The 18,615-nt window shown below is 65.2% G+C and carries 17 protein-coding genes; 11 read left to right on the top strand and 6 right to left on the bottom strand.

What is annotated here, in order from left to right; translation table 11 throughout:
* Window positions 1–20: 20 nt before the first annotated feature.
* The 6 genes from QBJ92_RS03110 to QBJ92_RS03085 form a co-directional block, all read right to left on the bottom strand.
* Complete coding sequence (locus tag QBJ92_RS03110; RefSeq protein WP_277968226.1) at window positions 21–1,220, bottom strand: SAM-dependent methyltransferase; 1,200 nt, start codon at window positions 1,218–1,220, stop codon at window positions 21–23.
* 40 nt (window positions 1,221–1,260) lie between these two features.
* Window positions 1,261–2,634: a cryptochrome/photolyase family protein gene (locus tag QBJ92_RS03105; RefSeq protein ID WP_277968225.1), complete on the bottom strand. Its 1,374-nt coding sequence runs from the start codon at window positions 2,632–2,634 to the stop codon at window positions 1,261–1,263.
* A gap of 44 nt (window positions 2,635–2,678) precedes the next feature.
* Window positions 2,679–3,068, bottom strand: a complete 390-nt coding sequence (locus QBJ92_RS03100; RefSeq protein ID WP_277968224.1) for a GxxExxY protein — start codon at window positions 3,066–3,068, stop codon at window positions 2,679–2,681.
* Between the two features lie 70 nt (window positions 3,069–3,138).
* The gene (locus tag QBJ92_RS03095; protein ID WP_277968223.1) at window positions 3,139–4,173 is read right to left on the bottom strand and encodes a 2-oxoacid:ferredoxin oxidoreductase subunit beta; all 1,035 of its coding nucleotides are present in this window, start codon (window positions 4,171–4,173) and stop codon (window positions 3,139–3,141) included.
* On the bottom strand, window positions 4,170–6,101 hold the full coding sequence (locus tag QBJ92_RS03090; RefSeq protein ID WP_277968222.1) for a 2-oxoacid:acceptor oxidoreductase subunit alpha: 1,932 nt from the start codon (window positions 6,099–6,101) through the stop codon (window positions 4,170–4,172). Before QBJ92_RS03090 ends, QBJ92_RS03095 begins: the two co-directional genes overlap by 4 nt.
* A 102-nt stretch (window positions 6,102–6,203) precedes the next feature.
* Window positions 6,204–7,106, bottom strand: coding sequence for a histone deacetylase family protein (locus QBJ92_RS03085; protein ID WP_277968221.1), 903 nt, complete (start codon window positions 7,104–7,106; stop codon window positions 6,204–6,206).
* Window positions 7,107–7,154: 48 nt separating this feature from the next.
* Between QBJ92_RS03085 and QBJ92_RS03080 the strand changes: the two genes are divergently transcribed.
* The 11 genes from QBJ92_RS03080 to QBJ92_RS03030 all read left to right on the top strand — a co-directional run bounded on the left by QBJ92_RS03080 (window position 7,155) and on the right by QBJ92_RS03030 (window position 18,581).
* Window positions 7,155–8,168 carry an alpha/beta hydrolase gene (locus tag QBJ92_RS03080; protein ID WP_277968220.1) on the top strand — a complete coding sequence of 338 codons (1,014 nt, stop codon included), beginning with the start codon at window positions 7,155–7,157 and terminating at the stop codon, window positions 8,166–8,168.
* On the top strand, window positions 8,165–8,644 hold the full coding sequence (locus tag QBJ92_RS03075; protein ID WP_277968219.1) for an RNA pyrophosphohydrolase: 480 nt from the start codon (window positions 8,165–8,167) through the stop codon (window positions 8,642–8,644). The genes QBJ92_RS03080 and QBJ92_RS03075 overlap by 4 nt, the downstream gene beginning before the upstream one ends.
* Window positions 8,645–8,752: 108 nt before the next feature.
* Window positions 8,753–9,961, top strand: a complete 1,209-nt coding sequence (locus QBJ92_RS03070) for a hydrolase (protein ID WP_277968218.1) — start codon at window positions 8,753–8,755, stop codon at window positions 9,959–9,961.
* A complete protein-coding gene (locus tag QBJ92_RS03065) occupies window positions 9,958–10,986 on the top strand; it encodes an arginine N-succinyltransferase (RefSeq protein WP_277968217.1) in 1,029 nt (342 codons plus the stop codon). Before QBJ92_RS03070 ends, QBJ92_RS03065 begins: the two co-directional genes overlap by 4 nt.
* On the top strand, window positions 10,986–12,248 hold the full coding sequence (locus tag QBJ92_RS03060; protein WP_277968216.1) for an N-succinylarginine dihydrolase: 1,263 nt from the start codon (window positions 10,986–10,988) through the stop codon (window positions 12,246–12,248). The genes QBJ92_RS03065 and QBJ92_RS03060 overlap by 1 nt, the downstream gene beginning before the upstream one ends.
* Before the next feature lie 98 nt (window positions 12,249–12,346).
* On the top strand, window positions 12,347–12,562 hold the full coding sequence (locus tag QBJ92_RS03055; RefSeq protein WP_277968215.1) for a hypothetical protein: 216 nt from the start codon (window positions 12,347–12,349) through the stop codon (window positions 12,560–12,562).
* Window positions 12,563–12,669: 107 nt separating this feature from the next.
* On the top strand, window positions 12,670–13,572 hold the full coding sequence (cysD, locus tag QBJ92_RS03050; RefSeq protein WP_277968214.1) for a sulfate adenylyltransferase subunit CysD: 903 nt from the start codon (window positions 12,670–12,672) through the stop codon (window positions 13,570–13,572).
* Window positions 13,573–13,583: 11 nt separating this feature from the next.
* Window positions 13,584–15,599, top strand: coding sequence for a sulfate adenylyltransferase subunit CysN (gene cysN / locus QBJ92_RS03045; RefSeq protein WP_277968213.1), 2,016 nt, complete (start codon window positions 13,584–13,586; stop codon window positions 15,597–15,599).
* On the top strand, window positions 15,596–16,348 hold the full coding sequence (locus QBJ92_RS03040; protein WP_277968212.1) for a 3'(2'),5'-bisphosphate nucleotidase CysQ: 753 nt from the start codon (window positions 15,596–15,598) through the stop codon (window positions 16,346–16,348). Before cysN ends, QBJ92_RS03040 begins: the two co-directional genes overlap by 4 nt.
* 392 nt (window positions 16,349–16,740) lie before the next feature.
* Window positions 16,741–18,051: a tyrosine-type recombinase/integrase gene (locus QBJ92_RS03035; protein WP_277968211.1), complete on the top strand. Its 1,311-nt coding sequence runs from the start codon at window positions 16,741–16,743 to the stop codon at window positions 18,049–18,051.
* Entirely contained in the window at window positions 18,048–18,581 is a 534-nt protein-coding gene (locus tag QBJ92_RS03030) for a hypothetical protein (protein ID WP_277968210.1), read from the top strand. Before QBJ92_RS03035 ends, QBJ92_RS03030 begins: the two co-directional genes overlap by 4 nt.
* The last annotated feature ends 34 nt before the right edge of the window (window positions 18,582–18,615 follow it).

Genomic DNA, 18,615 nt, shown 5'->3' with positions numbered 1-18,615 from the left:
GGTCGCGAAGCTGACAGCCCTCAGCCCCCCGCTTTTACCAGCGTCACCTGCGCCACATCGATCCCCTGCCCGCGAAACCCGCCTTCGCAGTACATCAGATAATAGCGCCATAACTCGACGAACTTGCGGTCGAACTTCGCGGGCAACCGCCCCGCCGCGACCGCCGCGTCGAACGCAACGCGCCAGCGCCGCAGCGTCTCGGCATAATGCAATCCGAAGCGATGATTGTCGCGCCACTCAAGCCCATGCTCCGCTGCCAGCGCGCGGAAGCGGCTTTCCGACAACAGCATCCCGCCCGGAAAGACGAACCGCTGAATGAAATCGACGTTCGCGGCATAGGCCTCGAAGATCGCGTCATCGATCGTGATATACTGGATCGCCGCTCCCCCGCCGGGTTTGAGAGTGCGCGAGATGGCGGCGAGATACGTGCCCCAATAATCCTGCCCGACCGCCTCGACCATCTCGATGCTCGCGATCCCGTCATACTGGCCGGTGACGTCGCGGTAGTCTGTCCGCGCGACGGTCACACCCGACAGGCCGGCATCCGCGATCCGGTCGTTGACCGCGCGTTCCTGTTCGCTCGACAGCGTGATCGCATCGACCCGCAACCCACGCCGCGCCGCCGCCTCGGCAAAGCCACCCCAGCCGCAGCCGATCTCGAGCACGGTCTGCCCGGGTGCCAGTTCCAGCCGATCGAGGATCGCCGCATTCTTCCGTGCCTGCGCCGCGGTCAGATCTTCGGTCGTCATCGCCGCGTCGTCGAACAAAGCGGCCGAATACATCATGCTTGGATCGAGCCACAGACTGTAGAAATCGTTGCCCAGATCGTAGTGGAAATGGATATTCCGCCGCGACCCCGCGCGCGAATTACGGCGCAGACCGTTGCGCCATCCGCGCACCGTACGGATCACCCCGCCAGACCGCGCCGTCCCGCCCAGACTGACGCGGTTGCGCATGAACAGCTCGAACAGCACGGTCGGATCGGGGCTGGCCCACTCCCCCTTCGACCAAGCGACATACCAGCCCGCCGAGCCCCCCGTGACCAGCCGCAACAGCGCGCGCCAACTGACCAGATCGACCACCGCCGCCGGCCCGGGCGCCCGCCCGCCGAGCAGCCGCTTGCGTCCCCCCGGCAAGGTCGCGGCAAGCGACCCTTCGACCAGACCGGAATCGATACGGTCGAGCACGGCGTCGAACGGTTTTACAAATACCCCAAACATCGCGCCCCCCTCGCATTCCGGGGCGTGGTTGCCAAGCCGCTCAGCGCACCTGTTTTACCGCCTGCAACGCGCGCTCGCGCGCCTCGCGGTGGCCGACGATCTTGGCCGGATAATCCTTGGGACGGCAGCCGGCCTCCTCGGGGTCGTGGATCGCGTCACCCTTCACGTCGGCGAGCTCGGGCACCCACTCGCGGATATAGTCCCCCGCATCGAACTTGGGGGATTGGGTAAGAGGCGCCATGATGCGGACGAACATGTTCGAATCGATTCCGGTGCCCGCGGTCCATTGCCAGTTGACCGAGTTGGAGCCGTAATCGCCATCGACCAGGCAATCCCAGAACCAGCGCTCGCCTTCGCGCCAGTCGATCAGGAGGTGCTTGATCAGGAAGCTCGCGGTGATCATGCGGACGCGGTTGTGCATCCAGCCGGTCTTCCAGAGCTGCCGCATCCCGGCGTCGACGATTGGATAACCGGTGCGGCCCTGCTGCCATGCCTTGAGATCGGCGTCGGCCTGCTTGCCGCTACGCCACGGCATCGCGTCATACTTCTCGCGGGCGTTCTTCGCGCCATATTCGGGATATTGCAGGATGACGTTTTGCGCATAGTCGCGCCAGCCGATCTCGCTCAGGAAGACATCGACTGATCCGCCGACGTCGGCAACGGCATGCCATACCTGCGCCGCCGACAGCTCGCCGAAATGCAGGTGCGGCGACAGGCGGGAACTGCCCTCCTGCGAGGGGAAGTTCCGCGTGTCGTCATAGTCGTCCGCCTGCTTCTTGAAGGCCGACAACCGGTGGTGCGCAGCATCCTCGCCCGGTGTCCAGTCGTCGGAGAAACCGGCCGACCAGTCGGGTTTGGTAGGCAACAGCTTCCAGTCCTCAAGCGTGTCGCTCTTGGGCCACTTCGACGGGGACGGGATCTTGGCGGGTTTGTGGATCGGTTCAGGGGGCGGCATGTGCTGCTTCAATACACGCCAGAACGGGGTGTAGATCTTATATTGCCCGCCGCTGCCGGTCGTGATCGATCCGGGCGGCGCAAGGTAATTGCCGTCGTGGCAGACGAGGTCCAGATGCTTGGCGACCGCACGTTCGGCGTTGCGCCACCACGGTTCGAAATGCCGAATGCAGTGAACTTGCGTCGCGCCGGTTTCCTCGGCGAGATCCTTCAGCACAGTGTCGCAAGAGCCGCGGCGAAGGATCAGACGCGATCCCTTCTCGCGCAGGTCGCCATCGAGGCTCTCGAGGCTATGGTGCAGCCACCAGCGCGAGGCGCCGCCCATCGCGTATTTCTGGGGGGTGTCGTCGTCGAGGATGTACACAGGGATCACCGCGCCCTTGTTGATCGCGGCAAGGAGCGCGGGCTGATCGGCCAGGCGGAGGTCACGGCGGAGCCAGAGGAGGGTTGGGGTGGTCAAGAAGCTTTACTCACGCAAAGGCGCAAAGGCGCGAAGGCGCCGGATCAACCGGCATAGTTGTTTACAACGCGCCGGACGCCCTCTTTGAAGGTGCTGGCACCAAAATTCATCAGCAAGCCGAGCGGCAGGTCCATCAGACGCAAATAGGTCAGCACCTGCTTGGCATGCACCGGCGCAAAGCTCTCGGTGGATTTGAGTTCCAGAAGCAGTTGGCGTTCGATCAGCAGATCGGCCCGGAACCCTTCGGAGATGACCAGTCCGTCAAACCGGATCGGGATCGGCTTCTGCCGCTCAACAAAAAAGCCTCGCTTGGCGAGGCTTTCAAACAGGCAGACTTCATAAACGGACTCAAGCAACCCAGGCCCAAGCGCCGCATGCAGCTTGAACCCACAGTCCACTGCATGCCGCGCCAGGGTTTCCAGAGCTTCGCTCAACCGCCTCTTCTCTTTTAGCGTCTTTGCGCCTTTGCGTGATCAAACCCTTCTGCCTCTGAAGGCAGAACGATCACATCGAATGCGGCTCTTTCTCCACCTGCCACGTCTGCCCCTGCGACAGCAGCTTCTGCAGGTCGGGCGTCTTGCCCTTCGCCGCTTCGGCATTCTGCGTCACTACAGCGCTCTCGAACGTCGGCCGGGGATCGTCGAACAGCACGCCAAGCGCCATCGGGAACGTCCCGAACGGCATCTCGACCAGCATGTGCGCGAGGCCCCGGTTGGTCTGGTCGTGCACGATCACGCCCGCCGCCTGCCAATCCCCGTCGATGACGTCGACGACCTTGAGCACCAACCGCTCCAGGTCCATCGCCAGGCCGCGAGTGCCGTTCTCGAACACCAACGGCTTGCCATGCTCGACCCACATCTGGTTCGCCGCCGCGTTCTTCTTCTCGGTGAAGGGCGCGAAGACGTCGTCGTTATAGACGATGCAGTTCTGGAAGATCTCGACGAAGCCGGTGCCCTTATGCGCATGCGCTGCCTTCAGGACGCCGACGAGGTTCTTGTGAACGTCGATCGCGCGCGCGATGAACCGGCCGCCGGCACCAAGCGCAAACGCGCATGGGTTGGCGGGGGTGTCGACCGACCCGAACGGGGTCGACGGCGTGCGCGTGCCGACGCGCGACGTCGGGGAATATTGCCCCTTGGTCAGGCCGTAGATCTCGTTGTTGAACAACAGCACCTGGCAATCGAGATTGCGCCGGATCAGGTGCATCGTGTGATTGCCGCCGATCGACAGCGCATCACCGTCGCCGGTGATGATCCACACGTCGAGATCGGGGTTGGCGAGCTTGACGCCGGTCGCCACCGCTGGCGCACGGCCGTGGATCGTGTGGAAGCCGTAGGTTTCCATATAATAGACGAAGCGCGACGAGCAGCCGATGCCGCTGACGAAGACGGTGTTCTCCGGCCGCGCACCGATTTCGGGCATGGTGCGCTGCACTGCCTTGAGCACGGCATAGTCGCCGCAGCCGGGGCACCAGCGGACTTCCTGGTCGGTTTCCCAGTCCTTCGGCGTGGTCTTCACGATGGGGGTCATGTCGTTCATGGGTTCACAGCCTCCGGGCTGGGCAATTGAGTTTCGCTCGGCGGCACGAAGTCGCCCTCGGCTGGCAGATGGCCATCGATCGCATCCTCGATCTCGGAGATGAGGAACGGCTGGCCCGACACCTTGTTGAGCGGCTTGGCGTCGACCAGGAACTGGTCGCGAAGCACCGTCTTGAGCTGCCCCGTGTTCATCTCCGGAACGAGGATGGTGTCGTAACCCCGCAGCAAATCGCCGAGATTTGCCGGCATCGGCCAGATGTGGCGGATGTGGATGTGCGCCACGTCACGCCCCTTGGCGCGCGCACGGCGAACCGCCTGGTGGATCGGCCCGAAGGTCGAGCCCCAGCCGACGATCGCGAGCTTGCCCGAAGTCTCGCCGAGTTCGACGGTCTGGTCGGGCACCGCGATGTTCGCCACCTTGTCGCGGCGGATTTCGGTCATCTTCTGGTGGTTCTCGGCGCCGTAATCGATGTTGCCGGTGCCGATCGCCTTCTCGATCCCGCCGATGCGGTGGAGCAGGCCGGGCGTCCCGGGCTTGACCCACGGACGCTTGAGATTCTCGTCACGCGCGTACGGCAGGAAGCCCTCGGTGGGGACGTCTTCGAGATATTCGACCGGGAACGGCGCGTAGCTCGACATGTCGGGGACGAGCCACGGCTCGGCGGCATTGGCGATATAGCCGTCGGTCAGCAGCATCACCGGGGTCATGTACTGGACCGCGAGCCGCACCGCCTCGATCGCGACGTCGAAACAGTCCGACGGCGAGCGTGCGGCAAGGACCGGCATCGGTGCATCGCCGTTACGGCCATAGACCGCCTGATACAGATCCGACTGCTCGGTCTTGGTCGGCAGGCCGGTCGAGGGCCCGCCGCGCTGCGAGTTGACGATGACGAGCGGCAGCTCGGTCATGATCGCCAGCCCCATCGCCTCGCCCTTGAGCGCGATCCCCGGACCCGACGATGAGGTCACGCCAAGCTGGCCCGCGAACGACGCACCGATCGCGGATGCGATCGCGGCGATTTCGTCCTCGGCCTGGAAGGTGGTGACGCCATATTCCTTGAGCCGCGACAGGAAGTGCAGGATCGCGGAGGCGGGCGTGATCGGATAGCCGCCGAAGAACATCGGCACGTTGGCGAGCTGGACGCCGGCAACCAGACCGAGCGAGATCGACTCGGCACCGGTGACCGTGCGGTAGAGCCCCGGCGCGGTCGGCGCGACGCCGATGTGATGCTGCTTCATCGGACCGGCGAGTTCGGCGGTCTCGCCGTAAGCGTGGCCCGCGTTGAGCGCAGCGATGTTCGCCTCTGCAAGGACGGGCGCCTTGGCGAACTTGGTCTTGAGCCAGTCGACGATCGGCGCGCGATCGCGATCGAACATCCAGAGCGCGAGCCCCAGCGTCCACATGTTCTTGCAGCGCAGCGCTTCCTTGTTGCCAAGCCCGAACGGCTTGACCGCGTCCAGCGTCAGCTGCGAGATGTTGAAGCTCAGCAACTGCCACTTGGCGAGGCTGCCGTCGGTCAGCGGGTTGGCGGCGTATTTCGCCTTCGCAAGGTTACGCTCGCCGAACTCGCCTTCGTCCGCGATGATCAGGCCACCCGGCTTGAGCGCGGGCGCGTTCACCTTGAGCGCGGCGGGGTTCATCGCGATCAGCACGTCGGGCGCGTCGCCCGCGGTCTCGATTGCGGTCGAGCCGAAGTTGATCTGGAACGCCGACACACCGAACAGCGTGCCTTGCGGCGCGCGGATCTCGGCGGGGAAATCCGGGAAGGTCGCCAGATCGTTGCCCGACAGCGCGGTCGACAGCGTGAACTGTCCCCCGGTGAGCTGCATACCGTCGCCCGAGTCGCCGGCGAAGCGGACGACGACGGACTCTGCGGTGGGGTGGGCGGAGGCTTCTTGGGGAGTAACTTCGTGCGCGGCGGTCGCCATCAGCGTCTTGTCCTACGGGTAATCGTTGTCATGCCCTTATGCCTCGAACGGCGGACGGCCAAGGTAGTTTCAGTAAGGGGCGCGACAACTGTTGCTTTCCGATCAGGCGGCGCCGGCGAAGGCGGCACCCAAGGTCAGGATCGCGCGGACATGCCGTTCGGCAAGCGCGACCGTATCGGCACCGTAGCCGCCACCGACCGTGCTCGCCAGCGGGATTTGCCGTTCGATCGCCAGCCGCGCGACCAACGTCTCGCGCGCTACCAGCCCCGCGTCGGTCAGTGCCAACCGCCCGAGCCGATCGTTCAAGAGCGGGTCAATCCCCGCCTGATAGAGGATGATCTGCGGGCGCAGCTCGTCGAGTAGCGGTACCAGCGTCGCTTCGAGCGTCTCCAGATAGCGCGGATCGTCGGTCGCGTCGGGCAAGGCGACGTCCAGGGTGGAGCGCGCCTTGCGCGCGGGGAAATTCTTCTCGGCATGGATCGAGTAGGTCGCGATCCCCGGATAGCCCGCGGTCAGCGCCGCAGTGCCATCGCCCTGATGCACGTCGCAGTCGACCACCAGCACGCGCAGTCCATCCTCCTCCGACAGGCGGACTGCGGCGATCGCGAGATCGTTGAAGACACAATAGCCCGCCCCGGTCGCCGCCAAGGCGTGATGGCTTCCGCCCGCGGTATTCGCCGCAAACCCGGTTTCCAGCGCGAGCTTGCCCGCGAGCCAGGTCCCGCCCGGCACCACCGCTGCGCGCGCCGCCACCGACTCGGTCACCGCAAACCCGATCCGGCGCTCCTTTTCGCGCGGCACGCGGGCGTTGAGCACTTCGGCGACATATTCCGCATCATGGACCGCCTCGAGCCAGCGCACCGGCATCGCCTCCGGCACATGCCAGGCTACGCCAGCGCCTTCCGCCTCCAGCCGGTTGCGGATCGCCGCGTTCTTGCTGAGCTGGCTGGGGTTGTTCGCCTGTCCGGAAGCGACATAGGCAGGGTGATGGACGACCGGGATCATCGTGCCTAGGTAGGCACGAGACTGGCAGAGACCAATGGAGAGCGCCGCATGGCCGACAGCAGCACGCCAACCCAGAACCCGACCTCGCCCCCTCCCCCCTATGTCCGCCCGGACGTCGCGGGCTTCCTGGCGTTTCTCAACAATCTGCCTGGCCCCCGCACGCACGAGATGGAGCCCCCTGCCGCGCGCGCTGCTTATGCCGCAATGAAGGACGTCGCCGATCCACCGGTCGGCGCGCTGGGGCTGATCAAGGACATCGCGATCCCCGGGCCCGCCGGACCGATCCCCGCGCGGCTGTTCGACGTTCAGGCAGATCGCCTGCCGGGGCCGCTCGTGCTTTTCTATCACGGTGGCGGGTTCGTCATCGGCAATCTGGAGACGCACGCCAGCTTCTGCGCGGAGATTTCGCGCGCGCTCGATCTCCCCGTGCTCGCGGTCGATTATCGGCTCGCGCCCGAAGACCCCTGGCCCGCCGCGCCGGACGATTGCGAAGCGGCTGCGCGCTGGGCCGCCAGCGGGCCCGCCGAGCTCGGGCGCGGCGTTACCGCGTTGGTCCCGTGCGGCGACAGCGCGGGTGGCAATCTCGCGATCGTCGTCGCGGCCGCCTTGCGTGACGCGCCTGCCGCGGCCCCGGTGATCTCGCACCTGCCCTTCTATCCCGCGACCGATACGACCAAGCCCTATCCGTCCTACGATCAGTTCGCCGAAGGCTATCTGCTGACCCGCGCGACGATGGACTGGTTCAACGCCGCGTACCAAGCCGAGGCGGAGCATGTTCGCGCGTCGCCATTGCGCGGCGATCTCGCCGGGATGCCGCCCGCGGTGGTGGTGACGGCAAGCCTCGATCCGATCCGCGACCAGGGCCGCGCCTATGCCGCTGCGCTGGCGGAGGCCGGCGTTGCGGTCGTGTTCCGGGAAGCCGTCGGCACCATTCATGGCTTCGTCACGCTGCGCAAGGCGATCCCGTCTTCGGTCGGGGACGTCGCCGGCGCGCTGACCGCTGCAAAGGCAATGATCGCTGAAGCGGAAGCGCAGCGCGTGATGGCGCAGGCCGCGGCATGAGCGATCCGACCAAGCTCCCCTACCGCCCGTGCGCCGGGCTGATGATCCTCAACGCGGACGGCAAAGTCTTCGTTGGCCAGCGAATCGATACCCAAGTCGAAGCGTGGCAAATGCCACAGGGCGGAATCGACGACGGCGAGGATGCCGAAACCGCCGCTTTGCGCGAGTTGCGCGAGGAAACCGGGATCACCGCCGACAAGGTCGAGCTGATCGCAATATCCCCCGACGAACTGTTCTACGACCTGCCCGAGGAGCTCGTCGGGCGCGTGTGGAAGGGCAAGTGGCGGGGTCAGCGACAGCACTGGTTCCTGTTCCACTTCAAGGGTTTGGACAGCGACATCGATATCGCGACCGAACATGAGGAGTTCAAGGAATGGCAGTGGGTCGACCCCGCGACCCTTCCCGACATCATCGTCCCGTTCAAGGCGCCACTGTACCGCGAAATCCTTGCCGTGTTCGCCAAGCACCTGGGCTGAAACGCTATGCTGCTGCAGGAACGCCGTAGCCGCCATCGCACCGCAGCCGTGGATGGTTTCATTCGCAACGGGCTGGAGCCGATCGAGAGGAAGCGCTAGGCTGCCTGGATGAGGGGATTGAACGAACACGAAACCGCGGCGATCTTGGTCGCGCGGGCGCAGCCGATGCTGCAGCAGGTCGAGCAATGGTCGGCGGTCAATTCGGGGACGCGCAATCTTGGCGGATTGGCCGAGGTTGCGGACATGCTCCGTACGGCATTCGACACACTTCCCGGAAAAGTTGCGCTGATCGAAGGGGATACCGCCGAGAGCGTAGGCTCCGACGGAAGCGTTGCTGTCCTCGATCATGGTCGTCACCTGCATCTCAGCGTACGCCCGGAAGCCCCGGTGCAACTGCTGCTGACCGGCCATATGGACACGGTCTATCCGATCGATCACCCGTTCCAGGCGCTGACGATGCGCGACGACGGGACGCTCAACGGGCCAGGCGTCGCGGACATGAAAGGCGGGCTCGCGGTGATGCTCGCCGCGCTGGTCGCGGTCGAAACCAGCCCGCTGGCGGACCAGATCGGCTATGACGTCGTCATCAATTCCGACGAGGAAACCGGCTCCTTCTCCTCCTCCGCGCTGATACGCCGGATGGCGCAGGGCAAGATCGCCGCGCTCACATACGAACCCGCGCTCCCCGACGGCACGCTGGCGGGCGCACGCGGGGGCACGGGCAACTTCTCGATCGTCGTCACCGGGCGCAGCGCGCACGCCGGGCGCAACCCCGAGGACGGTCGCAACGCGATCGTCGCAGCCGCGGATCTCGCGGTCCGCCTCCACGCTGCGCGAGGCGATGGCCTCGCGGTCAACCCGGCGCGGATCGAGGGCGGTGGGCCCAACAACGTCGTCCCCGATCATGCCGTCCTCCGCATCAACTTCCGCCCCGCCGACCCCGCTGCGATCGCCCGCGCGCAGGCGTTGCTCGACACCACCATCGCTGCGGTGTCGGCCCAACATGACGTGACCATCGCGCTGCACGGCAGCTTCAACCGCCCGCCCAAGCCGATCGACCCCGGCGCGGCCAAGCTGTTCGACCTGGTCAAGACCTGCGGCGCCGACCTCGGCCTCGACATCGGCTGGCGCGCGACCGGCGGGGTGTGCGATGGCAACACGATCGCGGCGTGCGGCGTTCCCGTGGTCGACACGATGGGCGCGCGCGGCGGCGCGATCCATTCCCCCGACGAATATCTGATCGTCGACTCCCTCCCGGAACGTGCGGCGCTGTCCGCGCTCACTCTCTTGCGTATCGCCGAAAAGGGCCAGTTGTGACCTACCGTATCCGCGCCGCGCGCGATTCCGACCTCAAGCCGCTGTACGAAATGGCCAAGCTCACCGGCGGGGGCTTCACCAACCTGCCCCCCGACCGGACCGCGCTCGCCGCGAAACTCGAACGCAGCGCCGCCGCCTTCGCGCGCGCGGAGGACGATGCGGGAGAAGATAAGGCCGACGACCTGTTTGTGCTGGTACTCGAGAACACCGATACCGGCGAAGTCCGCGGGACGTGCCAGATCTTTACGCATGTCGGGCAAAGCTACCCGTTCTACAGCTACCGCCTAGGCACGCTGACGCAGCATTCGAAGGAGCTCGGGCGGACCTTCCGCGCCGACATGCTCGGGCTGACGACCGACCTCGAAGGGTGCAGCGAAGTCGGCGGGCTGTTCCTCCATCCCGGCGAACGCGCGGGCGGGCTCGGCCTGTTGCTCGCGCGCAGCCGCTATCTGTTCATCGCGCAGCATCGCGCGCGGTTTGCCGACCGGGTGCTTGCCGAACTGCGCGGGATCATCGACGAAGCGGGCGGTTCGCCGTTCTGGGACGGGCTGGCCGGGCGCTTCTTCGGGATGAATTTCCAGGACGCCGACCAGTTCAACGCGGTCCAGGGACACCAGTTCATCGCCGACCTGTTCCCCAAACACCCGATCTATACTGCAATGCTCCCGGAGAGCGCGCGCGCGGTGATCGGCCTGCCGCATCCCTCGGGCCGCGCCGCGATGCGCATGCTGGAGAACGAAGGATTTTCGTTCGAGAATTACGTCGACATCTTCGACGGCGGCCCGACCATGATCGCGCGGACGAACGACGTCCGGACGATCCGCGACGTGCAGCGCGCGACTGTCGTCGCGCTCGATTTCGATGGCGGCGACGCGTCGCTGATCGCCAGCGGCCAGCTTGCGGATTTCCGCTGCGTCTATGGCGACGTGCGGTCGTGCACGGGCGGCGTGGTGATTTCGCCGAAATCCGCTCGCGCGCTCGAGATCGCCGAGGATGCCACCGTCTGCCACGTCGCGAGGGTGTGATGACGACCGAGATCAACTTCGACGGCATCGTCGGCCCGAGCCACAATTTTGCGGGGCTGAGCCACGGGAACCTTGCCGCGACGCAGAATGCCGGCACCCCCTCCTACCCGCGCCGCGCCGCGCTCGAGGGGATCGACAAGATGCGTGCCTGTCTCGCGCTCGGGCTGTCGCAAGGGATCCTGCTGCCGCACGACCGGCCCGACGATCGCTGGCTTGCGGCGTTGGCGACGACCTATGCCGACGCCCCGCCGCTGCTGCGCGCGCAGGCGATGTCCGCGTCGGCGATGTGGGCGGCCAATGCCGCGACGGTGTCCCCCGCCGCCGATGCCGCGGACGGACGCTGCCACCTTACGCCCGCAAACCTCGTCACCATGCCGCACCGCAGCCACGAGGCGGCATACACCGCGCGCCAGCTTGCGTTGGCGTTCGCAGACCCCGCGCATTTCGCGCATCACCCGCCCGTCCCCGCGCCGTTCGGCGATGAAGGCGCGGCCAACCACATGCGCCTCGCGCCCGCACACGGCGACGCCGGGGTCGAGGTCTTCGTCTACGGCGTAGCCGGTGGCGCCTTCCCCGCGCGCCAATCGCGCGACGCCAGCGCGGCGATCGCCCGCGCGCACGGTCTCGATCCGGCGCGGACGGTGTTCGTCGAGCAATCCCCGGCGGCGATCGCCGCTGGCGCGTTCCACAACGATGTCGTGGCGGTTGCGAACGAACGCGTGCTGTTCGTCCACGAACAGGCGTTCGCCGATCCCGCTGCTGCTTATGCCGCCATCCGGGCGGCGGCACCGTGGGTGGACATCGTCGAGGTCCCGGCCGACCGTGTCTCGCTCGCGCAGGCGGTGAAGTCCTATCTGTTCAACGCCCAGCTGGTGACGCCACCGGACGGACGAACCACGTTGATCATCCCCGCCGAGGCGACCGCCGACCCCGCGGTCGCCAACTGGCTGACCGCGATGACCGCGAGCAACGGCCCGATCCGCGCGTTCACCACGGTCGACGTGCGGCAGTCGATGGCGAATGGCGGCGGCCCGGCCTGCCTGCGGCTGCGGGTCGTGGCCGATCCCGCGACGGTCGATCCGCGCTTCCTCGTCGATGCGGCGAAGCTCGACCGGATCGCCGGGGTGATCGCGCAGCGCTGGCCGGAGACGATCGTACCGGCGCAGATCCTAGGCGAACGGCCGGATCTCGCATTGGTCGATACGATTCGCGCGGCCCGGTTGGCGCTGCTTGAGGAGCTCGAGCTGACCGAGTTGGCATGACGAAGCCACACCTGTCGCGTTAACTTACGATTCACCACGTTCGTTAAGGCGGACCCGCGGCAATCCGGGGTTGGCCCGGTTGTTGCGGCTGTCGGCGTATGTGGACCAAATTCGCCAGCCTGTTCATCATCAAGAACAAGTTCGAAGCCTTTGGCGTGATCTACGCCCTGGCGGTCGGCGCGGTCGAGCGGGGCGCGCACTATCTTGAGCAATATCCCGGCTTCGGCGGATGGTTGCTGTTCGCGGTCTGCCCGATCGCAGTGTTCATGGCCGGCGCGCGGATTTTGGACTCGGTCGAGCGGGATCACGGCTGACCCTGGCGCCAGGCGCTCCCCGGCGGGGATTGGCGACGACGCGAACTATTGCGCCCAACAGTAGAAGTTCGTCGCCTTGGGCCGATTGTGCCTTATTCAGACCAGCCATGACCGTTTCGCTTACTCACTTGCAGCGCCTCGAAGCCGAGAGCATCCACATCCTGCGCGAAGTCGTCGCCGAGGCCGAACGCCCGGTGATGCTCTATTCGGTCGGCAAGGATTCGGCGGTGATGCTCCATCTCGCCAAAAAGGCGTTCTTTCCCGGCACGCCCCCCTTCCCGCTGCTCCACGTCGACACGACGTGGAAGTTCCGCGCGATGTACGCGCTGCGCGATCGCGCCGCTGCCGACGCGGGGATGGAGCTGATCGTCCACAAGAACTCCGACGCCGAGGCGCAGGGAATCAACCCGTTCGATCACGGCAGCCTCCACACCGATCTGTGGAAGACAGAGGGGCTGAAACAGGCGCTGACCGCGGGCGGCTATGACGCTGCGTTCGGCGGTGCGCGTCGCGACGAGGAAAAGAGCCGCGCGAAGGAGCGGATCTTCAGCTTCCGCAACGCGCATCAACGCTGGGACCCGAAGGCACAGCGCCCCGAACTGTGGCGGCTCTACAATGCCCGCAAGGCGCGGGGCGAAAGCATGCGCGTGTTCCCGCTGTCCAACTGGACCGAGCTCGACATATGGCAGTATATTCTGGCCGAGCAGATCGAGATCGTGCCCTTGTACCTCGCGGCGCCGCGTCCGACGGTCGAGCGCGACGGCATGCTGCTGATGGTCGACGACGATCGCTTCCGGCTCGCGCCGGGCGAAGTCCCGGTCGATCGTTCGATCCGCTTCCGCACGCTGGGTTGCTATCCGCTGACCGGCGCGGTCGAGAGCGAGGCGACCGACCTGACGCAAGTGATCCAGGAAATGCTCCTGACCACGACGAGCGAACGCCAGGGCCGCGCGATCGACCACGACCAGAGCGCGAGTATGGAAAAGAAGAAGGCGGAGGGGTATTTCTGATGGGGACGAACATGACTTCTCCCTCTCCCCTCCGGGGAGAGGGCCGGGGAGAGGGGCTGTCGCAGGCGATACCGCTCGATACTGCCCCTCTCCACGGCCCTCTCCCCGCAAGCGGGGAGAGGGAGTATCGGCCCGACGCGCTCATCGCGGAGGACATCCACGCCTATCTCGCGCAGCACCAACACAAGTCGCTGCTGCGCTTCATCACCTGCGGGTCGGTCGACGACGGCAAGTCGACGCTGATCGGACGCCTGCTCTATGACACCCGCGCAATCTTCGCGGATCAACTCACCGCGCTCGAAGCGGATAGCAAGCGCGTCGGTACGCAGGGGCAGAACATCGATTTCGCGCTGCTGGTCGACGGCCTCGCCGCCGAGCGCGAGCAGGGCATCACGATCGATGTCGCGTACCGCTTCTTCTCGACCGCGCGGCGCAAGTTCATCGTCGCCGACACCCCCGGCCACGAACAATATACCCGCAACATGGTCACGGGGGCCTCGACCGCCGACGCCGCCGTCATCCTGATCGACGCGCGCAAGGGCGTGCTGACCCAGACGCGCCGGCACAGCTTCCTCGTCCACCTGCTCAAGCTGCGCCACGTCGTGCTCGCGGTGAACAAGATGGATCTGGTCGGCTACGATCAGGCGGTGTTCGACCAGATCGTCGCCGACTATCGCGCGTTCGCCGGTTCGATCGGGATCGCGGATTTTACTGCCATCCCGATCTCGGGTCTCGGCGGCGACAATATCGCGGCCGGATCGACCGCGATGCCATGGTACGATGGCCCCACGCTGATCGACCATCTCGAAACCGTCGACGTCGGCACCGATGCCGCGCAGCAGCGCGCGTTCCGCTTGCCGGTGCAATGGGTCAACCGCCCGAGCCTCGACTTTCGCGGCTTCTCCGGGCTGATCGCCAGTGGCACCGTCCGCCCCGGCGATCCGGTGCGGGTCCTGCCGAGCGGGCGCACCTCGCGCGTCGCACGGATCGTCACGATGGGGGGGGATCTGCCCGAAGCGGTCGCAGGCCAGTCGGTCACGCTGACGCTCGCGGACGAGGTCGATTGTTCGCGCGGCGACGTTCTCGCCACCGCCGACGCGCCGCCGCAGGTCGCCGACCAGTTCCAGGCGACGCTCGTATGGCTCGACGAAACCGCGCTGCTGCCCGGGCGCAGCTACTGGCTCAAGCTCGGCACGCAGACCGTCGGCGCGACCGTGCAGGAACCGCGCCACGCGATCGACGTCAACACGATGGCCGAACTCTCGGTCAAGACGCTCGGCCTCAACGATATCGGCGTCGCCGAAGTCTATACCGATCGCCCGCTGGTGTTCGAACCGTTCGAGGAGGGCGCGGACCTCGGCGGGTTCATCCTGATCGACCGCACCACCAACGCGACCGTCGCTGCCGGGCTACTGAGCTTCTCACTGCGCCGCGCGCAGAACGTTCACTGGCAGGCGATCGACATCACGCGCGAGGCACACGCGCAACAGAAAGGCCAGACCCCTCGCCTGCTGTGGTTCACCGGCCTGTCGGGGTCGGGCAAGTCGACGATCGCCAATCTGGTCGAGAAGAAACTGTTCGCGCTCGGACGCCACAGCTTCCTGCTCGACGGCGACAATGTACGCCACGGGCTCAACAAGGATCTGGGCTTCACCGATGCCGACCGGGTCGAGAATATCCGGCGGATCGGCGAGGTTGCGCGGTTGATGACCGACGCCGGGCTGATCGTGCTGACCGCGTTCATCTCGCCGTTCCGCGCCGAGCGCGACATGGTGCGGGCGATGCTTCCAGGCGAGTTCGTCGAGATCTTCGTCGATACGCCGCTTGCGGAAGCCGAAGCGCGCGACGTGAAGGGGTTGTACGCCAAGGCGCGCAGCGGCGAGATCGCCAACTTCACGGGAATCAGCAGCCCGTATGAATCGCCGGAGCATCCCAATATCCGGATCGACACGACCCGCGAGAGCCCAGAAGCCGCGGCCGAGCGAATCGTCGAACATATCCTTGGTGTGTGGAGCCCCGATCTTTGAACCCGACCGATCAAACCGACGCGCAGGTTGCGCGCAGCGTCGCGCTCGCCGCGGCGGTGTTGTTGCGCGACCTGTGCAAGGCGGGCGCATGCGCGGACGCGGATCTGGGGCCGCGCGGGGATGCCGAGGCGAATGTGCTGATCCTCGATCTGTTGCGCGCGGCGCGCCCCGACGACTTCATCCTGTCCGAAGAATCCGCCGATGACGGGCTGCGCTGCGCACAACGCCGCGTATGGGTCGTCGATCCGCTCGACGGCACGCGCGAGTTTCGCGAACGGCGCGACGATTGGGCGGTGCATATCGGGCTGTCGATCGACAGCGTTCCTGCCGTCGGGGCGGTCGCCTTGCCCGCGGCGGAACGCGTCTTCGTGTCGGACGACGTACCGCCGCAATGGAACGCCGCCCCGTCACGCCCGCGGATGGTCGTCAGCCGTAGCCGCGCACATCCGATCGTCAACGCGGTCGCCGCCGCCATCGGCGCCGAGCTGATCCCGATGGGGTCCGCCGGCGCAAAAGCGATGGCGGTGGTCGAGGGTCGCGCCGAAATCTACCTCCACGCGGGCGGACAATATGAATGGGACAATTGCGCCCCCGTCGCGGTCGCCCGTGCCGCCGGGCTGCACACGTCGCGCATCGACGGCAGCGACCTGGTCTATAACTGCCGCGATCCGCTGTTGCCCGACGTGCTGATCTGCCGCCCCGAATATGCCGAGCGCGTGCTGGCCGAGGTTGCCAAGGCTAGCGTCTAAGCGGCCGTCTCCGGCGCTGTTGAGCGTTGCAGTGCTTCTGCGAAGGCAGGAGCCCAGGGTCCAGCCGAACAACGCTTGGATGACATACGCCACTCTGAGTTCCTGCCTGCGCAGGAACACGGCAAACCCTTACGCCTGTACGCAAAAAGGGCCGGAACATTGCTGTTCCGGCCCCTGCCCGCTCCCGCGGAAATAGATGGTGCACCCAGAGCGATTCGAACGCCCGACCCTCAGATTCGTAGTTAGAGACAAACTGGGTTCTGGTGGGGTCCGTGGGTACCCAAGATCATTCAAATAGCCCGTTTCACGCCACGCGGCCTCCTAACTTTGGACCTTGTGGTATCTCAGGGTTGATCTATTGTGGGTACACAGTGGGTGCAGGGATTTGCGAAATGGCAACGGGGAAAATTACGAAGCGTTCCGTCGACGCTATGGCAAAAAGTGAACGGACTGAGTTCCTGTGGGACGACGAACTGTCCGGCTTCGGTCTGCGAATGACGTCCAACAACGCCAAATCTTACGTTTATCAATACCGCATGGGCGGGCGCGAGGCGGTTAAGAAGCGCTATACGATCGGGAAGCACGGCTCGCCCTGGACGCCTGACCTGGCACGCGCGGAGGCCAAGCGTCTGGCCTTGCTAGTAGGCCAAGGTATCGACCCCGCGGGTGTGGATAAGGAGCGGCGACGACAAGCGGTCGACCTGGCGTTCGCGTCTTATGTTGGGTTGTTCGTGGACGGCTATCTTAAAAGTCATTGGAAGGACTGGCAGCAAGGCAAGAGCCTGTTGGAGCGTGAGGCGGTGCCCGTCCTTCTGCGGACGCCCCTGCCCCTTATTAAGCGGTCCGACGTGGTGGCCGTCCTAGACCGCCTGACCGATCGGCCGGCAGTTGCTAAGCTGATGCACGCCACGCTGCGCAAAATGCTTAAGTGGGCCGTCAGTCGCGGCGACCTCGAACGCTCTCCTATCGAGGAAATGGATGCGCCGACCGGGCCGGCAGCACGCGACCGGGTGCTAGAAGACAGTGAGCTTGCAACCATCTGGCGTGCATCCCTTGGCATGGGATACCCGTTCGGCCCGATGTACCGCCTGTTGATCGTGACCGGGCAGCGCAGGGAAGAGATTGCCGGGCTGGACTGGCGCGAGCTGAACCGAGATTCGGAGACTTGGACCCTTCCTGCCGCTCGCGCAAAAAATGGGAAGGCGCATATTGTGCCCCTCAACGCTTTGGCCATTGCCGAGCTTGATAGCTTGGCAGTACTCTTGGCTCCGGCAACCGCAAACGATGGCGGCGAAGTTGCATGGCCGCAGCGCGGATTGGTATTTACGACCACCGGTAAGACCTCGGTATCAGGCCATTCGCGGGGCAAGTCGCGGCTTGATCGCGACGTCGCTTTGCTGCTTAAGGCAGAAGCCGAGCATGATAGTACCGAGTACCACCCTATGCCGGATTGGCGGATTCATGATTTTCGGCGGACCGCCGCAACCGGCTTTCAGCGTCTTGGTGTGCGTTTCGAGGTCACAGAAGCGGTACTAAACCACATCAGTGGTGCACGCAGTGGCGTTGCGGGAGTGTACCAGCGGCACGACTGGAAAGAGGAAAAGCGGACTGCGCTCGACGTCTGGGGCAGGCATGTTAGTGGCCTAATCGTCGTCGCAGATCAGTCCAACGTCACTCAGATCAAACGGCGAGTTGCGCCATGAGCGACGACGAAGAAGCACTTAACTTACGTGCTTACCTAGCAATGAGCCGTATCAACGCACATGCGGAACGACGTTTGGCCGAGTTACTTCGGTCCGAGGTGCCTATTCATCGAATAGTTCGAGACGCCTTAGCGGATGCAATCGAAGGTAAGAACGCGAAAGACCGCGTCACCTTGAAGGTAGTAGAGAAAACCGCCGGACCGCTCGGAGGATCAGCTGAGTCCCGCCATAAATTTCATCGTGACATGGAGATTGTCCGCTTCATAACCGAACGCATGACCGGCCCTGCGCGAACAACACGGGAACGCGCCCTCGAGGAGGCGGCGTCGAGGTTTCACGAGAGTGAAGCGACGTGCGACAAGGCCTTGGGTAAAGGCACCAAGTTCAGACAATGGGTCTCTCAGCACTACCCCGACAGGCCGGGTATACTGCAGGAATTGACCGATGAGCGATATCGCCAGTTCCTCCAAGCCGAATATCACTATTTACTGACTAACGACCGGTTAAATGATGGAAATCGCTTCACATAATTCCAAATTTCCGTTTCCGTAAGAACGCTCTGCG

It is taken from the genome of Sphingomonas echinoides, assembly GCF_029623395.1.
GTDB lineage: Bacteria > Pseudomonadota > Alphaproteobacteria > Sphingomonadales > Sphingomonadaceae > Sphingomonas > Sphingomonas echinoides_A.
Note: the sequence above shows the minus strand (reverse complement) of the source record. Positions and strands in the feature narration are given on the sequence as shown.